Source organism: Paracoccus sp. ME4 (genome assembly GCF_046736325.1).
GTDB lineage: Bacteria > Pseudomonadota > Alphaproteobacteria > Rhodobacterales > Rhodobacteraceae > Paracoccus.
In genome coordinates this window covers 727940-741298 of the sequence record NZ_CP151276.1, presented here as the reverse complement: position 1 = coordinate 741298, position 13359 = coordinate 727940, and the positions used below count along the sequence as shown (strand labels likewise).

At 65.6% G+C, this 13359-nt stretch carries 17 protein-coding genes; 16 read left to right on the top strand and 1 reads right to left on the bottom strand.

Going from position 1 to position 13359, the window contains the following annotated elements; translation table 11 throughout:
* The first annotated feature begins 129 nt into the window (after positions 1 to 129).
* From AACG61_RS03765 to AACG61_RS03710, 12 genes are all read left to right on the top strand, one after another.
* Positions 130 to 846: a hypothetical protein gene (locus AACG61_RS03765; RefSeq protein ID WP_411838682.1), complete on the top strand. Its 717-nt coding sequence runs from the start codon at positions 130 to 132 to the stop codon at positions 844 to 846.
* Between the two features lie 196 nt (positions 847 to 1042).
* Entirely contained in the window at positions 1043 to 1369 is a 327-nt protein-coding gene (locus AACG61_RS03760) for an HNH endonuclease (protein WP_411838681.1), read from the top strand.
* A 174-nt stretch (positions 1370 to 1543) separates the two neighbouring features.
* The gene (locus tag AACG61_RS03755) at positions 1544 to 2056 is read left to right on the top strand and encodes a hypothetical protein (protein WP_411838584.1); all 513 of its coding nucleotides are present in this window, start codon (positions 1544 to 1546) and stop codon (positions 2054 to 2056) included.
* Complete coding sequence (locus tag AACG61_RS03750) at positions 2056 to 3789, top strand: terminase large subunit (protein WP_411838680.1); 1734 nt, start codon at positions 2056 to 2058, stop codon at positions 3787 to 3789. Before AACG61_RS03755 ends, AACG61_RS03750 begins: the two co-directional genes overlap by 1 nt.
* Before the next feature lies 1 nt (position 3790).
* Positions 3791 to 5023 (top strand): phage portal protein, encoded by a 1233-nt coding sequence (locus AACG61_RS03745; RefSeq protein ID WP_411838581.1) that lies wholly within the window; start codon positions 3791 to 3793, stop codon positions 5021 to 5023.
* Positions 5004 to 5672, top strand: a complete 669-nt coding sequence (locus tag AACG61_RS03740) for an HK97 family phage prohead protease (RefSeq protein WP_411838580.1) — start codon at positions 5004 to 5006, stop codon at positions 5670 to 5672. Before AACG61_RS03745 ends, AACG61_RS03740 begins: the two co-directional genes overlap by 20 nt.
* A gap of 19 nt (positions 5673 to 5691) precedes the next feature.
* Positions 5692 to 6894, top strand: a complete 1203-nt coding sequence (locus AACG61_RS03735; protein WP_411838579.1) for a phage major capsid protein — start codon at positions 5692 to 5694, stop codon at positions 6892 to 6894.
* A 63-nt stretch (positions 6895 to 6957) separates the two neighbouring features.
* Positions 6958 to 7245 (top strand): hypothetical protein, encoded by a 288-nt coding sequence (locus tag AACG61_RS03730; RefSeq protein WP_411838578.1) that lies wholly within the window; start codon positions 6958 to 6960, stop codon positions 7243 to 7245.
* Complete coding sequence (locus AACG61_RS03725; protein WP_411838577.1) at positions 7242 to 7733, top strand: head-tail connector protein; 492 nt, start codon at positions 7242 to 7244, stop codon at positions 7731 to 7733. Before AACG61_RS03730 ends, AACG61_RS03725 begins: the two co-directional genes overlap by 4 nt.
* Before the next feature lies 1 nt (position 7734).
* Entirely contained in the window at positions 7735 to 8070 is a 336-nt protein-coding gene (locus tag AACG61_RS03720) for a phage head closure protein (RefSeq protein WP_411838576.1), read from the top strand.
* A 22-nt stretch (positions 8071 to 8092) separates the two neighbouring features.
* Positions 8093 to 8533: an HK97-gp10 family putative phage morphogenesis protein gene (locus AACG61_RS03715; protein WP_411838575.1), complete on the top strand. Its 441-nt coding sequence runs from the start codon at positions 8093 to 8095 to the stop codon at positions 8531 to 8533.
* On the top strand, positions 8530 to 8961 hold the full coding sequence (locus tag AACG61_RS03710; RefSeq protein ID WP_411838679.1) for a DUF3168 domain-containing protein: 432 nt from the start codon (positions 8530 to 8532) through the stop codon (positions 8959 to 8961). Before AACG61_RS03715 ends, AACG61_RS03710 begins: the two co-directional genes overlap by 4 nt.
* Here the strand turns inward: AACG61_RS03710 and AACG61_RS03705 are convergent.
* Entirely contained in the window at positions 8958 to 9488 is a 531-nt protein-coding gene (locus tag AACG61_RS03705) for a hypothetical protein (protein WP_411838678.1), read from the bottom strand. The two genes, AACG61_RS03710 and AACG61_RS03705, sit on opposite strands and share 4 nt — an antisense overlap.
* A gap of 173 nt (positions 9489 to 9661) precedes the next feature.
* On the opposite strand from AACG61_RS03705, the gene AACG61_RS03700 reads away from it, so the two are divergent.
* The 4 genes from AACG61_RS03700 to AACG61_RS03685 all read left to right on the top strand — a co-directional run bounded on the left by AACG61_RS03700 (position 9662) and on the right by AACG61_RS03685 (position 13358).
* Positions 9662 to 10111, top strand: coding sequence for a phage tail tube protein (locus tag AACG61_RS03700; RefSeq protein ID WP_411838677.1), 450 nt, complete (start codon positions 9662 to 9664; stop codon positions 10109 to 10111).
* Positions 10111 to 10485, top strand: coding sequence for a GTA-gp10 family protein (locus AACG61_RS03695; RefSeq protein ID WP_411838571.1), 375 nt, complete (start codon positions 10111 to 10113; stop codon positions 10483 to 10485). The genes AACG61_RS03700 and AACG61_RS03695 overlap by 1 nt, the downstream gene beginning before the upstream one ends.
* A 186-nt stretch (positions 10486 to 10671) precedes the next feature.
* A complete protein-coding gene (locus AACG61_RS03690) occupies positions 10672 to 12723 on the top strand; it encodes a hypothetical protein (RefSeq protein ID WP_411838676.1) in 2052 nt (683 codons plus the stop codon).
* Positions 12720 to 13358 carry a hypothetical protein gene (locus AACG61_RS03685; RefSeq protein ID WP_411838675.1) on the top strand — a complete coding sequence of 213 codons (639 nt, stop codon included), beginning with the start codon at positions 12720 to 12722 and terminating at the stop codon, positions 13356 to 13358. Before AACG61_RS03690 ends, AACG61_RS03685 begins: the two co-directional genes overlap by 4 nt.
* Position 13359 lies beyond the last annotated feature (1 nt).

The following is a 13359-nucleotide window of genomic DNA, read 5'->3' as shown; positions in this document are numbered from 1 at the left end:
TTTCATTGCATCGAACCCATTCAGCCCATTCCTGTTTTCAAGCCCTCTCAATCTCTCATTAAGCCCATCAAGCTCAACCTCTGAAGAAGAAAAACAACGGATAGTCAGATGAAAGAACAGGGACGCAATATGTTGATCCAGACCACTGCCAAGACGCTGGCATCGGAGATCCAGGGCCGCCTCGACAGCGTGAAGGCCGCGGCGGCGGTGCCGGAAGCCTGCGGCCCGGCCATCGCCCCTGCCCCGGCGCGCGGCGGCTTCGTGCTGGTCCAGAATGTCGAGCTGATCCCGGTCGGTGCGGACGATGTCGCGGCAGTCCATCGCGGCTATGGTGGGCGGCACGCGATCCGCCGGGCCGATGCCTTCGACGCCATGCTGGCCGCGGCCGCCCGCCGCAAGCAGCCCGCGCCCCTGACCCACGGCCAGATCTCGATCGGGCGGCGCTATCACGACCTGGTGCAGCTGCTGTCGGCCGACGGCACCAAGCTGTCCAGCCTGCAGGCCAGCGCGGGCGGCCCGGACGGGCGCGACTGGATGGACCGGCGGCTGGAGGTCTCGGCCGAGGTCGATCGCCTGCGGCGCCGGATCGGTCAGGGGGCTGCCCTGGTCCTGCGTCGGGTGCGCCCCTCGCAACGCGGCCGCGTGCTGCAGCCGGGCGATCGCGGTCCTCTGACCTTCACGCGCCGCGATCTGGTGGACTGCGTCTGCCTGCGCGGCATGTCGATCAAGCAGGTGCTGGCCAAGTGGGAGTGGCAGACCAACGGTCGCAACTGCAACGCGGCCATAGCGGCCTTAGGCGAGGCGTTGGATGCCATGATGGGCTACCGGGGTCAAAAAAGTTCTTGACCGCTTATGGCGCTCTGTGAGAGACGAATCATTATTATCCAGACGTGCGCCCGCCAGGAACCTTCCTCGCGGGCGTTCGTCGTTTCAGGTGCTCGTCGGCTACCCGCGAGGGTGAGCTTCCCGCGCCAGCCGTTCGATCGGCAAGGGTGACCGACCCACCCGGCGCGGCCTTACATGCAGGACAGTCATGGCCCGGATGAAGCAGCTCGCCCCGCGCGGGCGGCAGTTGAAGGCGCGCGGGTCCAACACCGCCGTGCCGGTCAGATCGCGCGACCGCATCGACACCTGGCGCAAGTGGTACAAGACGGCCGAATGGCAGGCGCTGCGCAGCGACGTGTTGCTGGCCGCGCTGTTCACCTGCTGCCGGTGCGGGTTCCTGGGCGAGAGCCGCGAACTGGTGGCGGACCATGTCCAGCCGCATCGGGGCGACCGCGACCTGTTCTTCGATCGGTCGAACCTGCAATGCCTCTGCGCCACCTGCCACAACGGTGACAAGCAGCGCGAGGAGCGCCGGACGTTCTGACCGCCTGCGCGGTGCCCGCCGCGCCCGTCGCGCGGCCAGCAGGCCCCGCCCGGGGCAGCTGCCCCTCGTCTGACCGACCCCCGGCCCCGGACCGACCAGGGGGGGGGGTGGGTCAAAGTCTGGCGCGCCTCGGCCCCCGGACCCGCGTCCCCCTCAGTTGGAGATTTTTTTCCCGTGACAACCGAAAATTCTGCACCGACCGGAGAGGTGGACCTGTTCGGCCAGCCCATCCTGCCGCTGCGGGATCGTCGTGGGCGGCCCTCCTTCGCGAAGACCAAGGAAAATCAGGACTTTGTCATGGTCCGCGTGGCGGCAGGCTGGGCGCAGACGCGGATCGCCGAGGACATGGGCATCGACGAGAAGACGCTGCGCAAATATTTTTCCCGCGAGCTGGAGATGGGCGCGACCTTCGTCGACGGCGTCATGCTGGACGTGCTGATGCGCAAGGTCCGCGAGGGCCACACGCCCTCGATCCGCCAGCTGCACGAGCGTCTGCGCGAGGCCGGGCCCGCCGCCCCGCGTCGCGGCGCGCGCCCGACCGATGCGGACCAGGCAGGCGATGATGACGACGATGCCGCCAGCGCCGCGCCCCTGGGCAAGAAGGACCAGGCGCGCCTGGAGGCGCAGCGGGTGCCGGACAATTACGGCGACATCTTCGATCGGCTGAAAGGTCGGGGGCGGCACTGATGCCGCTGGACGGGCTGTCCTTCGCCTGCCCGGACTGGGCGGACCGGCTGCGCCGTGGCCAGACCCCGATCACGGACCTGCCGCTCGACCCGGTGGTCGGAGGCGCAGCGGTGGATCTGTTCAACCTGCTGCGCGTGCCGGACATCCCGGGCCAGCCGACCATGGCCGAGGTCGGCGGCGACTGGATCAGGGACATCGTCCGCGCCGCCTTCGGGTCGATCGACCGCGAGACCGGCAAGCGGTTCGTGGGCGAGATCTTCAACCTGATCCCGAAGAAGAACAGCAAGACCACCAACGCGGCCGCCCTAGGGCTGATCGCGCTGCTGATGAACCGCCGCCCGAACATTGATGGCGTGATCATCGGGCCGACGCAGGAGGTGGCCGACAAGTGCTTTGCCCAAGCCTCTGGCATGATCGAGGCGGACCCCTATCTGCGCCGCCGCTTCAAGGTGATCGACCACAAGAAGACCATCCTCGACCTGCACCAGGACGAGGAGACCGGCGTCCGGATGAACGCCAAGCTGAAGATCAAGAGCTTCGATCCCAAGGTGGTGACGGGCAGCATCCCGGCCTTCGCGATCATCGACGAGCTGCACCTGATGGCCGAGATGAACCACGCCGAGCGTGTGATCGGCCAGATCCGCGGCGGCATGATCACGAACGACGAGAGCCTGCTGATCATCATCACGACGCAGTCGGAGATCAGCCCGACCGGCGTGTTCAAGTCCGAGCTGCAATATGCGCGCGGGGTGCGCGACGGGCTGATCACCGCCGGGGTGCGGATGCTGCCGGTGCTCTACGAACTGCCGGAGGAGATCCAGCGGTCGGATGACAAGGCTTGGCGCGACCCGAAGGTCTGGCCGATGGTCCTGCCGAACCTCGGCCGGTCGATCACCCTGCCGCGCCTGGTGCAGGATTACGAGACGGCCCGTCAGAAGGGCCTGGCCGAAGAGGTCCGGTGGGCCTCGCAGCATCTGAACATCGAGATCGGGCTTGGCCTGCACACCAACCGCTGGCCCGGCGCCGATCACTGGCAGGCCTGCGGCGATCGCAGCCTGACGCTGGACGCCCTGATCGAGCGGTCGGAGGTGTGCGTCGTCGGCATCGACGGCGGCGGCCTGGATGACCTGTTCGGCATGGCCGTGATCGGACGCGAGAAGGAGACCCGGCGCTGGCTGCATTGGGGCCATGCTTGGGCCTTCGACGACGTGTTCCGCCAGCGCAAGGACATCGCGCCGCGCCTCGAGGAACTGGCTGGCCTTCGCCAGCTGACCAAATGCGCCAGCGTCGGCGATGACGTGGCCGAGGTCGTGTCGATCATCCAGCGGCTGGAGGATGCGAACCTGCTGCCCGACGAGAGCCCGGCCATCGGCCTCGACGCGGCGGGCATCAACGAGCTGCTGGACGGGTTAGACGCGGCCGGCTTCGACGAGGAGCGGTGGATCAGCGTCGGCCAGGGCTGGAAGCTGCAGGCCGCCGTGCAGTCGCTGCCGCGCCGCCTGAAGGACCGCAAGATCGTGCATGGCGCGACCGAGCTGATGGCGTGGAACGTCGGAAACGCCAAGGCCGAACTCAAAGGGAGCAACTGGATCGTGACGAAGCAAACCGCCGGAAGCGCGAAGATCGACACGCTGATGGCGACCTTCAACGCCGCGATGCTGATGTTCGGCAACCCCGAACCGAACAGGAAACCCGCCATGATGGCGTCGTTCTTCGATAGCCTGGGAGCATGACATGACGCTGATGACGCGCGCCCTCCTTGCCCTAGGGCTTGCGCGGAAGGGCGATCAAGACAGCTTCCAGTTCACCGACGGCCGGTCGCGTGGGGCGCAGCCGGGCGTGGCGGGCGTGGCGGTGACCGATGCCAGCGCGATGGGCCTCGATGCGGTCTGGGCCTGCGTAAACCTCATTTCCGGCACGATCAGCAGCCTGCCTCTCCAGGTCTTTCGCCGTGACGCCACCGGCCACAAGACGCCGGCGAAGGGCCACCCCCTGTATGCGATCCTGCATGACAGTCCGAACTATGAGCAGACAGCCGTCGACTGGTTGGACGCGCTCGGCATCTGGATGGAGCTTCGGGGCAACAGCTATTCACGGATCGAACGCGCTGCGGACGGAAGGGTCATTGCCCTTATTCCTGCTCCGGCGCCGTCTGTTGCGGTGAAGCGGCGCCCGGGCGGCGATATCGAATACGCTTGGTCCCAGGATGGCGAGCGCTACCGCCTTGGCGAACGGGACGTGCTGCATATCCGTGGGCCCGGTGGTGACCCCTTGGGCGGCCTGTCGACGCTGGCCGTGGCAAGGAACAGCCTGTCGGCGGTTCAGGCTGCAGAGGTTGCCGCAGCATCCACGTTCAAGAACAGCCTCAACCCGTCCACCGTCATCAAGTTCAAGGAATGGCTCACACCGGCGCAGCGTGCTCTGGCGGAAGACCGGCTGACGCAACGCTACATGGGGGCAGTGAACGCAGGCCGTCCATTTATCGCTGAAGGCGGGGTCGACATCTCTGCCCTCAGCCTGTCCCCCGAAGATGCGCAGATGCTGGAGACCAGGCAGTTTTCGGTTGAGGTCATCTGCCGGTTCTTCGGCGTACCCCCAGCCCTGATCGGTCACGCAGGCGCATCGACGGCCTGGCCGACCAGTGTTGAGCAGCAGATGATCATGTTCCTGACCTTCACGCTCCGGCGCCGCCTGCGCCGGATTGAGGCGGCCATGAACAAGCAGCTCCTGACGCCGTCGGATCGGGCTTCTGGGTACCATATCGAGTTCAACATCGAAGGCCTGCTGCGTGGCGACAGTTCGGCGCGGTCTGCCTTCTACTCCTCGGCTCTCGGCGCGGGCTGGATGACTATCAACGAGGTCCGCACCAGGGAGAACCTGCCTCGGGTCGATGGCGGCGACACGCCGCGAATGCAAATTCAGAATGTGCCTATCACGCAAGCGGGGAATGGCGATGCAGACCTATGATTTCGGTCTGGAGCTGAAGGCTCTGGACGATGCCGGGGCCGTCGAAGGCTACGCCTCGATCTTCGGCAATGTCGACGAAGGCGGCGACAAGGTGATGCCCGGTGCCTTCGTCGAAGGCATAGCCCGGGCGCGCCAGACGGGCCGCAAGGTGAAGATGCTGTGGAACCATGACCCTCAGCAGCCCATCGGGATCTGGGAAGACCTGGTCGAAGACGGCAGGGGTCTGCGCGGCAAGGGCCGCCTCGTGATGGAAGTCGCCAGAGCGCGTGAGGTTCACGCCTTGCTGAAGGCAGGAGCCGTTGAAGGTCTCTCGATCGGTTATCGGACCCTCGAAGCGAAGCCGGAGGGAAATGTCCGGCTTCTGACCAAGCTGGATCTCTACGAGGTGTCGGTCGTGCCCTTCCCGATGAACCAGCGGGCCAAGGTTACCGCGGTCAAGGCTGCCGGTCTGGATGACGTGATTGAAAAGCTCGCAGCCGGGGACCGGCTTACCGAGCGCGAGTTCGAGCGCATGGCCAAGGGACTTGGCCTGTCGAACTCACAGGCGGAGCGTGCCGCGCGCATCCACCTGAAGGGACAGGGGGAGCCTGTCGGAGCGGTGCCATCGGGTGACGCATACATGCGCGCCCTTCTGGGCCATCTGGCCTGATCATCGAAAGGAGGCTCCAATGTCGGAGACCAAAACGGCCGAGCAGCTTGCGGCTGAAACGAAGGCCGCGATCGACAAATCCGTCGACGCGGTCAAGGCCATTGCCGAAGAGGCTCTCGGCAAGGCGAAGTCCGGGGAAACGCTGTCGGCGGCGATCAAGGAGCGCGCCGATGAAGCTCTGACCGTGATGAACGAGCTGAAGGCGCGTCAGACCGAGCTGGAGCAGAAGATGGCACGTCCGGGCCGCGGCGAGGAACGGGACGACAGCCTGGGCGAGCAGTTCGTCGGGAGCGACGAGTTCAAGGGGTTCGTCGCGAATCAGCGTCATGGCGCCTCGGCCTCGATCACGGTGAAAAGTGCCGATCTGACGACGGCCACGACCAACGCGGCCGGATCGATGGGTACGGGCATCGTTCCCAATCGCGTCGGCATGATCGAGCTGCCTCGTCGGCGTATGACGATCCGGAACCTGCTGATGCCGGGTCGCACCGACGGTCCGCTGGTCGAATACGAGCGCGAGGTCGGCTTCACCAACAACGCGGCGCCGGTCGCCGAAGGTGCCGCGAAGCCGCAGTCCACCATGCAGATCCAGGACGTGCAGACCCGGACCAAGGTCATCGCGCACTGGTTCCGGGTCAGCAAGCAGACGCTGTCGGATGTCGCGCAGGTCCGGACGCTGATCGATACGCGGCTGATGTATGGCCTTGCGCTGAGGGAGGAAGAGCAGATCCTTTACGGCGACGGCACCGGCGAGAACCTGCACGGTCTGGTCCCGCAGGCCTCTGCCTTCGCGCCGGCCTTCACGCCCGCCGACATGACCCGGATCGACCGCATCCGTCTGGCCATGCTGCAGGTCGCGCTGGCGGAATATGCGGCCGACGGGACCGTCCTGCATCCGACGGACTGGGCACAGATCGAGCTGACGAAGGATGGGGAAGGCCGTTACATCATCGGCAACCCGCAAGGCACCGTCCAGCCCACGCTCTGGGGCGCGCCGGTGGTTCCGACCAAGTCCATGACCGTCGGCAATTTCCTGACCGGCGCGTTCGGCATGGCCGCGCAGCTGATGGACCAGTGGGACGCGCGGATCGAGACCGGGTTCCAGAACGATGATTTCACCCGGAACAAGGTGACGGTCCTGGCCGAGCAGCGCACCGCCCTCGCGGTTTACCGCCCCGAGGCGTTCGTCACCGGCCCTGTCATGCCCACCCAGGGCGGTTGATCTCTGTCATCTGAGCGAGAGGGCGCGTCGGCGCCCTCTTTCATGAGCTGACAGGAGTGGACCATGAAAACCTATACCGTCACCCGACCTCATATCGGCGATCGCTTCTATGACGCTGGCGAGGCCCGCGAGGCGATGCCGCTGGACGTCAAGCATCTGGTCGCTGCTGGCATCCTGATCGAGGATGCCGCTTCGGACGCTGACGTTCCGCCGGGCCCGCAGAACGGCACCAGTCCGGCCGATCCCGGCCAGGCTGGCGGCCTGGCGCCTGCTGATGATCAGGCGCCCGACGCCGGGCCCGCCGCCAAACCGGCCAAGCCCGAGATCGGGAAGGCGAAAGCCTCGAAATGATCCCGCACCGCACCACGGACCCGTCTCAGCCTATCGTCGACCTGGACGAGATGAAGGCGCATCTCCGGGTCGAGGATGACGATGAAAATCTTTTGATCCAGTCGCTGGTCGATGCGGCGACTGGATACCTGGACGGATACAGTGGTGTGTTGGGGCGGGCCATCATGGAGCAGACCTGGACGATCAATGTGGATGGGCCCGGTGAATACCTCCTGCCTCTGCCCGACGTGAAAAAGGTCGAAGCCAGCGCCGGAACAGTGGTGCTGCGGCGTGACGGCGCCTGCGTTATCGCGATCGCGGATCAGCCCTGCGCCATCCATTTCACCTGCGCCCTTCCGAACGCGCTGCTGCCGGCCATTCGGCAAGCGGTGAAACTGCTGGCCGGACACTGGTATCACAACCGGGAGGCAGTTTCTGCGGTGGATAAGTCCCATCTTCCCCTGTCGGTCGATGCCCTTCTGGGTGCGGCGCGCTGGAGCAGGATCTGAGATGGACGCAGGTTCGCTCCGCGACAGGGCCACATTCGAAGGGCGGGCCAATCAGTCGGACGGGTTCGGGAACCAAGTCGGGGCGTGGACCGCGGCCTTCTATAGGCGATGCCATGTCCGCTTTCTGCGCGGGACCGAGTCCGTTCTGGCCGCCAGGTTGGAGGGTCGCCAGCCAGTGATCATCACGGTTCGCAATGACCGCAAGACCAAGGCGATCACGCCTGATATGCGCGTCATCCTCTACGGGCGCCCGTACAACATCCGGGAGCATCCCCGGCCGAGCGACGACGACCTCTTCCTTGAGTTTCTGGCAGAAAGTGGGGTGGCAGATGGTTAATGGCATCCCGGAGGTCCAGGCCATGTTCCGCCGCAAGGCCGCTGCAGTCCGCGCGGCGGCGAAGCTGGCGGCCCAGCAGAGTGGCGACGAGGTGGCGTCTGCGATGCGCTACCTCGCGCCGTCCGACAAGGCAAACCTGCGTCGGTCGATCCGGGTCGAGGATGCGACGAGCGTGAAGCTGGCCGGCCAGTCCCGCGCGGCTTACGCGTCGCGTCAAGGCAACCAGTCGGCCAGGGACAGCACCAACCGAACGGCCGACTTCATTGGCGTTCTCATCCGGGCGGGCGATACGTCGACGCTCGTTCCCGGCGCGCGGAACACGCTGTTCCAGAACGCCCGGCTCCAGGAGTTCGGAACCCAGAGCATGCCGGCCAACCCGTTCTTCTTTCCTGCTTGGCGGGCCAATCGCAGCCGCGTCCGCAGCAAGCTGACGCGGGCCGTCAAGAATGCGTGGGTGAAATGAGCGCCCCGTCCGTCGAACTGCAGGGCGCGATCTATGCGGCCCTCAAGGGCGATGCCCCGCTCATGGCGCTGATCTCGGACGTCTATGACCGGGTGCAGCGCAATTACGACGGGAGCGCCCATGCCTCGGTATGGGGGGCGCAGCAGGGCTATATCAGCTTCGGGCCCGAATTCGTCGTCTACGAGGACGCCGAGTGCCTGTACCTGGAGGAGGTCAACCTTCAGATCGACGTCTGGTCGCGGCAGGTCGGTCGGGTGCATTGCAAGCGGATCGTCGCGGAGGCGCGGCGGGTTCTTCTGGGCGTGACCGAACTGACGGACAATGCACTGGTTCTGGCAGAGGCGCCGCTGTCGCGGATCACGCAGGACCCGGACGGCCTCACGACCCGGGGGCTGATCAGCCTACGCTACGAGGTCGAGGCGTTCTAGTCGGCAGGCGGTAGTTCGAGATACTGGTCAAATACGTCAGAGGTTACGCCAAGTCCGGTTCGCTGAACCATCAGCATGCCGCCGTCGCAGCCTTCCCTGAGCGTCGATAGCCTTCTAGCTGTATACGTAAGATTGGCAGTCGCTAGCTGCCTCTTCGCTTCATCGGAACGTCGTCCGGAAAGCCCGTCGGTGAGACTGGGAAACCGCCACGTGGCGTATCGCTCTGCCATATCAGACAACTGAGCTTCGTGGCTGCCACCATCACAGGCCGCGACATAGCCAGCCGCCTCAGCAAAATCGGTCATGGCGAAACTGGCCAAAAGGGATGTGTTGCCCTGCTGGACCGCAATTTCACGCAGTTTGTCCAGACTTTCGCGTAGTTGTTGTTGCTGATCGCTTAGCGCTGGAGCGGCGAAAACCATGACCAGAAACGTGGTGGACACAAAAGAACGCATGGCAACCTCATGTGAAAAAACACGAGGATGCAGCAATGCCGGTTCAAAAGAAATGGCGGATTTTGGCACCATTTGACTGGTCGCCGCGGCCCGGCGTCGTCATCACCTATCGCGCGGGCCAGATCGTCGCAGGGTTGCCGCGCGCGTGCCGCGCAAAGGCGGGCGCCCGCATCGAAGAGATCAGGGACCGTTAGGCCCTGCGCCCCAAGGCCCTTGGGCAAGGCAAGATCTGACAGGAGCCTAACATGGCACGACCGACCACCTTCGTCGGCAGCAGCGTCGCGCTGTTTCTGGAGGGCACGCCCGCCGGAACCTATGCCCGACCCTGCGGCCTGACCAACCACACCTTCACCTTCAGCAAAAACGCGACGGATGTGACGGTGCCGGACTGCAATGACCCCGAGCTGCCCGCCTGGATCGAGCGCGGCGTCGAGAGCCTCGACTTCAGCGGTTCCGGCACGGGCGTCCTGGCGGCCGAGGCCGTCGACACCTGGTGGGACGCGTTCAACAGCGCCGAGAGCATTAACGCCCGGATCTACGTCGGCAAGCCGACGGACACGGCGAATGGCCGGTACTGGCAGGGCAAGGTCCATGTGACCAGCTTCGAGGTGACCGGCGAGCGCGGGAACAAGGCGCAAGTCAGCGTGTCGGTCGTCTCCGACGGCCAGCTGACGCTGGAGACGGTGACCGTCTGATGGAGCCGATCCGGCTGAACTGGGGGTGCGGAGAGGATGACTTCCTTCTCCGCATCGGCGAGTTGGAGGCGCTGGACGACCTGACCTCCGATGGCGTCCTCGACCTTCGCTATCGGCTGTCCCTCGGGCAACAGCGCGGCAGCCTGGCGTTCTCGCCAGTGCGCATCCGGGAGGTGATGGCGTGCATCCGGCTTGGCCTGATCGGCGCCGGCATGGAGCGCGGCAAGGCCGAGGTGAAGGCCAAGACCGCGCTTCAGGATGGCGACATCTCGGCGCTGAACCTGCTCTGCTTCACGGTCATCAGCCATTCCCTTGCGGGGAAGGCGCATGATCCGGCGGGGGAGGCGGGGGCGGAGGAGAACCCGCCCGAATAAAGTTCTCCGCGATCTACGGAAGCGGGGCCGCGATGGGGTTCCCGCCGCGCGAGGTCAAGCAGATGTCCATGTGGGAATACCTCGCCTGCGTCGAGGGCTGGAACCGCGCCCAAGGCGGCGGGGAAGCGAAGCCCATGTCCGATGAAGAGTATGACGCGCTGAGCGCGCTAGCCGACAGGTGGAACGATGGCACAAGCTGAAGCCGGCCTTGAACTGCCGATCGGGCTGACGGAGCAGAAGTTTCTGCAGCAACTGGCCCGGATCGAGGCGCGCGCCGTTCGGTCCGCGCAACGACAGCAGAAGGCCTTCGTCGACAGCAATCAGCAGATCACCCGGTCGTTCGGCCTGATGTCCGGGCAGGCGCGGGGCCAGATCCAGAACGTCAGCTTCCAGCTGCAGGATCTGTTCGTGCAGATCGGCGCCGGCACCAGCGCGACCCAGGCCCTCGGGCAGCAGCTTCCGCAGCTGCTGGGCGGGTTTGGGGCTCTGGGGGCAGTTTTTGGTACGGTTGCCGCACTCGCTATCCCGTTGGCTGGCGCCTTCCTTTTCTCGGGCGAGGAGGCGAAGTCTCTTGATGAGGCCATCAAGGATCTGAATACGTCGCTCGACGACTACAACGCTGCCGTCGAGGCTGCCAACGTTCCAACTTCCGAGCTTGCCGAGAAGTATGGGGTTGCGGCCGGTGCGGCTCAGCTTCTTCTGCAGCAGCTGGCCCAGCTTGCAAAGCTGGATGCAGCATCCTCCCTGCGGGCCAGCGCGACCGCGATCCGCGAGAGCTTCGAGGATCTTCCCAGCATTCTTGCGCTGGTTGACGCGGAGCTGAGCCAATTCGGCGAAGGCAGTTCGGGCATTGAGACGCTGGCCGATAGCCTGCGCGAAAAGTTTGGCCTAACTATCGACCAAGCGCGCGAATTGCAGGGTATCCTTACGGACCAGCAGGCCGCGGTCACGGTTGAGGATCAAGCCGCCGCCATGCTGCGTCTTGCTCAGTTCCTGGGACAGGCGAACGAGCAGGCAGGATATACCAATGATACCCTGATCCAGACCAACAAATCGGCGGCCGAGGGGGCTCTTTCTGCGAATGAGATGGCTGTAGCGATGGAGGGCGCCGCATCGGCGGCGGCTGGCGTCGTTGCGACCGTCGATCAGCTCCCCGGTGCAATCAACGCAGCGACCACGAGCGCGGTCGCGTTGACCCGCGCCCTATCCGCCGCCATCGCGGCCTCTCAAGCTGTGCCTGGTTCTGTCGGGGCGCCTTCTCTGGGCCGCTTTGGCAATGGCGAAGACATCACCCGCAGGGCGGGCGGGCTCGACCTGCAGGAGCAGCAGACGTTCCGGTATGACTGGCAAGAGCAAATGGCTGCGGCGGAGGAAGCCCGTAGGAAGGCGGAGCAGGATGCCGCTCGCAGGAGTGGCGGCGGCGGGGGCGGTGGGGGCCGCAGATCAGGGGCCCCGCGATCTGCCGAGAGGCCCCTGTTTGAGAGCATCCAGCGCGACCTGGAACAATTGGAGCGCGAAATCAGCCTGATCGGCAAGTCGAACCAGGAGGTCGCCACCGCGAAGGCCCGGTGGGAAGCACTGGACGAGGCCAAGCGCCGCGGCGTCCCGGTCAATGCGGAGATGTCCGCGCAGATCGACGCACAGGCCGAGCAGTTCGGCCATCTCACGGCGGAGCTGGAGCGCGCCGAGGCATCGCAGCAGCAATTCGAGCAGGCCGTGGACGGCATCGCCGACGCCATGGCCGGGGCGCTGGTGGCTGGCGAGAGCCTGCGCGACGGGCTTGCCCAGGTCCTGAAAAGCATCGCCAGCGACATCATCAACAGCGGCATTCGCCAGGCGCTGATGGGCCAGTTCGGTGGCGGTGGCGGGTTCGGCGGTTTCCTGTCCGGCATCTTCGGCGGCGGCGATCCTCTGACGTCTGCGCTTCGCGTCGCAGGGCTGCCTGCACGCGCGATGGGTGGGCCGGTGTCGGCGAACCAGCCCTACCTCGTGGGCGAGCGCGGGCCGGAGATCGTGGTGCCCGGCCGCAGCGGCACGGTCATCCCGAACCACCGCATCGGCTCTGGCGGCGGCCAATCGGTCCTTGTCGTGGAGCTGTCGCCTGAAGTGAAGGCGCAGATCCTTGCGGAGGCAGAGGGCCAGAGCGTGCGGATCAGCCAGCAGACCGCCGCGGCCCAGGCCAAGGCCCTGCCCGGGCAAGTCCAGCGCATCAACGCTCAACCGAGGCGCCGCCCATGACGCTCAGCTTTCCATACGCCCTCGATTTCTTGGCGAACTGCCTTGTCGGTGACCGCATCCCGCTCGACCTTCAGCGATTTGACGAGATGTCAGGCTCTGGCGATGGCCGTTTCTGGTCCGCCGCGATGGCTCAGCCGCTCTGGACCGCCAGCTATTCGCTATACGCCAAGCAGGCCGCCCATTCCCGGGAACTGAACGCCAAAGTCAGGGCATTGGACGGCGCGGCGCGGACGTTCTACTGGGCCGATCCCTATTACGACGGCCCCGCATCTGGCGTCACGGCTGGCCTCAACAGCGTGACCGTCAGTGGCATACGAACGGATCGGGGTGCGATCAGCCTGTCCGGTCTGCCCCCCGGGTTCGTGCTGTCGGCTGGCGACCGGCTCACGATCCAATACGGCAGCGGGCGAGTCTACTTCGGCGAGTTCTCGGAGGGGGCAACGGCCGGCACCCTCGGCAACATCGCCGATGCGCGCGAACTTCGCCCCTATCTGCCGTTCGGCATCTCCGTCGGCGTCACCGTTCGGCTGGTCCGCCCCTTCTTCAAAGCCATGGTCACCGAGTTCACCCCGTTCGCCTCCTATCGCGGCCGGTGGGGTGACAGCGCCGCCATCACCATTCTTCAGAAGCCCTGAC

Excerpts from the sequence above, each read along its gene's own strand:
- AACG61_RS03765 (WP_411838682.1), top strand. The coding sequence starts at position 130 with ATGTTGATCCAGACCACTGCCAAGACGCTGGCATCGGAGATCCAGGGC.
- AACG61_RS03760 (WP_411838681.1), top strand. The coding sequence starts at position 1,043 with ATGAAGCAGCTCGCCCCGCGCGGGCGGCAGTTGAAGGCGCGCGGGTCC.
- AACG61_RS03750 (WP_411838680.1), top strand. The coding sequence starts at position 2,056 with ATGCCGCTGGACGGGCTGTCCTTCGCCTGCCCGGACTGGGCGGACCGG.
- AACG61_RS03745 (WP_411838581.1), top strand. The coding sequence starts at position 3,791 with ATGACGCTGATGACGCGCGCCCTCCTTGCCCTAGGGCTTGCGCGGAAG.
- AACG61_RS03740 (WP_411838580.1), top strand. The coding sequence starts at position 5,004 with ATGGCGATGCAGACCTATGATTTCGGTCTGGAGCTGAAGGCTCTGGAC.
- AACG61_RS03735 (WP_411838579.1), top strand. The coding sequence starts at position 5,692 with ATGTCGGAGACCAAAACGGCCGAGCAGCTTGCGGCTGAAACGAAGGCC.
- AACG61_RS03730 (WP_411838578.1), top strand. The coding sequence starts at position 6,958 with ATGAAAACCTATACCGTCACCCGACCTCATATCGGCGATCGCTTCTAT.
- AACG61_RS03725 (WP_411838577.1), top strand. The coding sequence starts at position 7,242 with ATGATCCCGCACCGCACCACGGACCCGTCTCAGCCTATCGTCGACCTG.
- AACG61_RS03720 (WP_411838576.1), top strand. The coding sequence starts at position 7,735 with ATGGACGCAGGTTCGCTCCGCGACAGGGCCACATTCGAAGGGCGGGCC.
- AACG61_RS03715 (WP_411838575.1), top strand. The coding sequence starts at position 8,093 with ATGTTCCGCCGCAAGGCCGCTGCAGTCCGCGCGGCGGCGAAGCTGGCG.
- AACG61_RS03710 (WP_411838679.1), top strand. The coding sequence starts at position 8,530 with ATGAGCGCCCCGTCCGTCGAACTGCAGGGCGCGATCTATGCGGCCCTC.
- AACG61_RS03705 (WP_411838678.1), bottom strand. The coding sequence starts at position 9,488 with ATGGTGCCAAAATCCGCCATTTCTTTTGAACCGGCATTGCTGCATCCT.
- AACG61_RS03700 (WP_411838677.1), top strand. The coding sequence starts at position 9,662 with ATGGCACGACCGACCACCTTCGTCGGCAGCAGCGTCGCGCTGTTTCTG.
- AACG61_RS03695 (WP_411838571.1), top strand. The coding sequence starts at position 10,111 with ATGGAGCCGATCCGGCTGAACTGGGGGTGCGGAGAGGATGACTTCCTT.
- AACG61_RS03690 (WP_411838676.1), top strand. The coding sequence starts at position 10,672 with ATGGCACAAGCTGAAGCCGGCCTTGAACTGCCGATCGGGCTGACGGAG.
- AACG61_RS03685 (WP_411838675.1), top strand. The coding sequence starts at position 12,720 with ATGACGCTCAGCTTTCCATACGCCCTCGATTTCTTGGCGAACTGCCTT.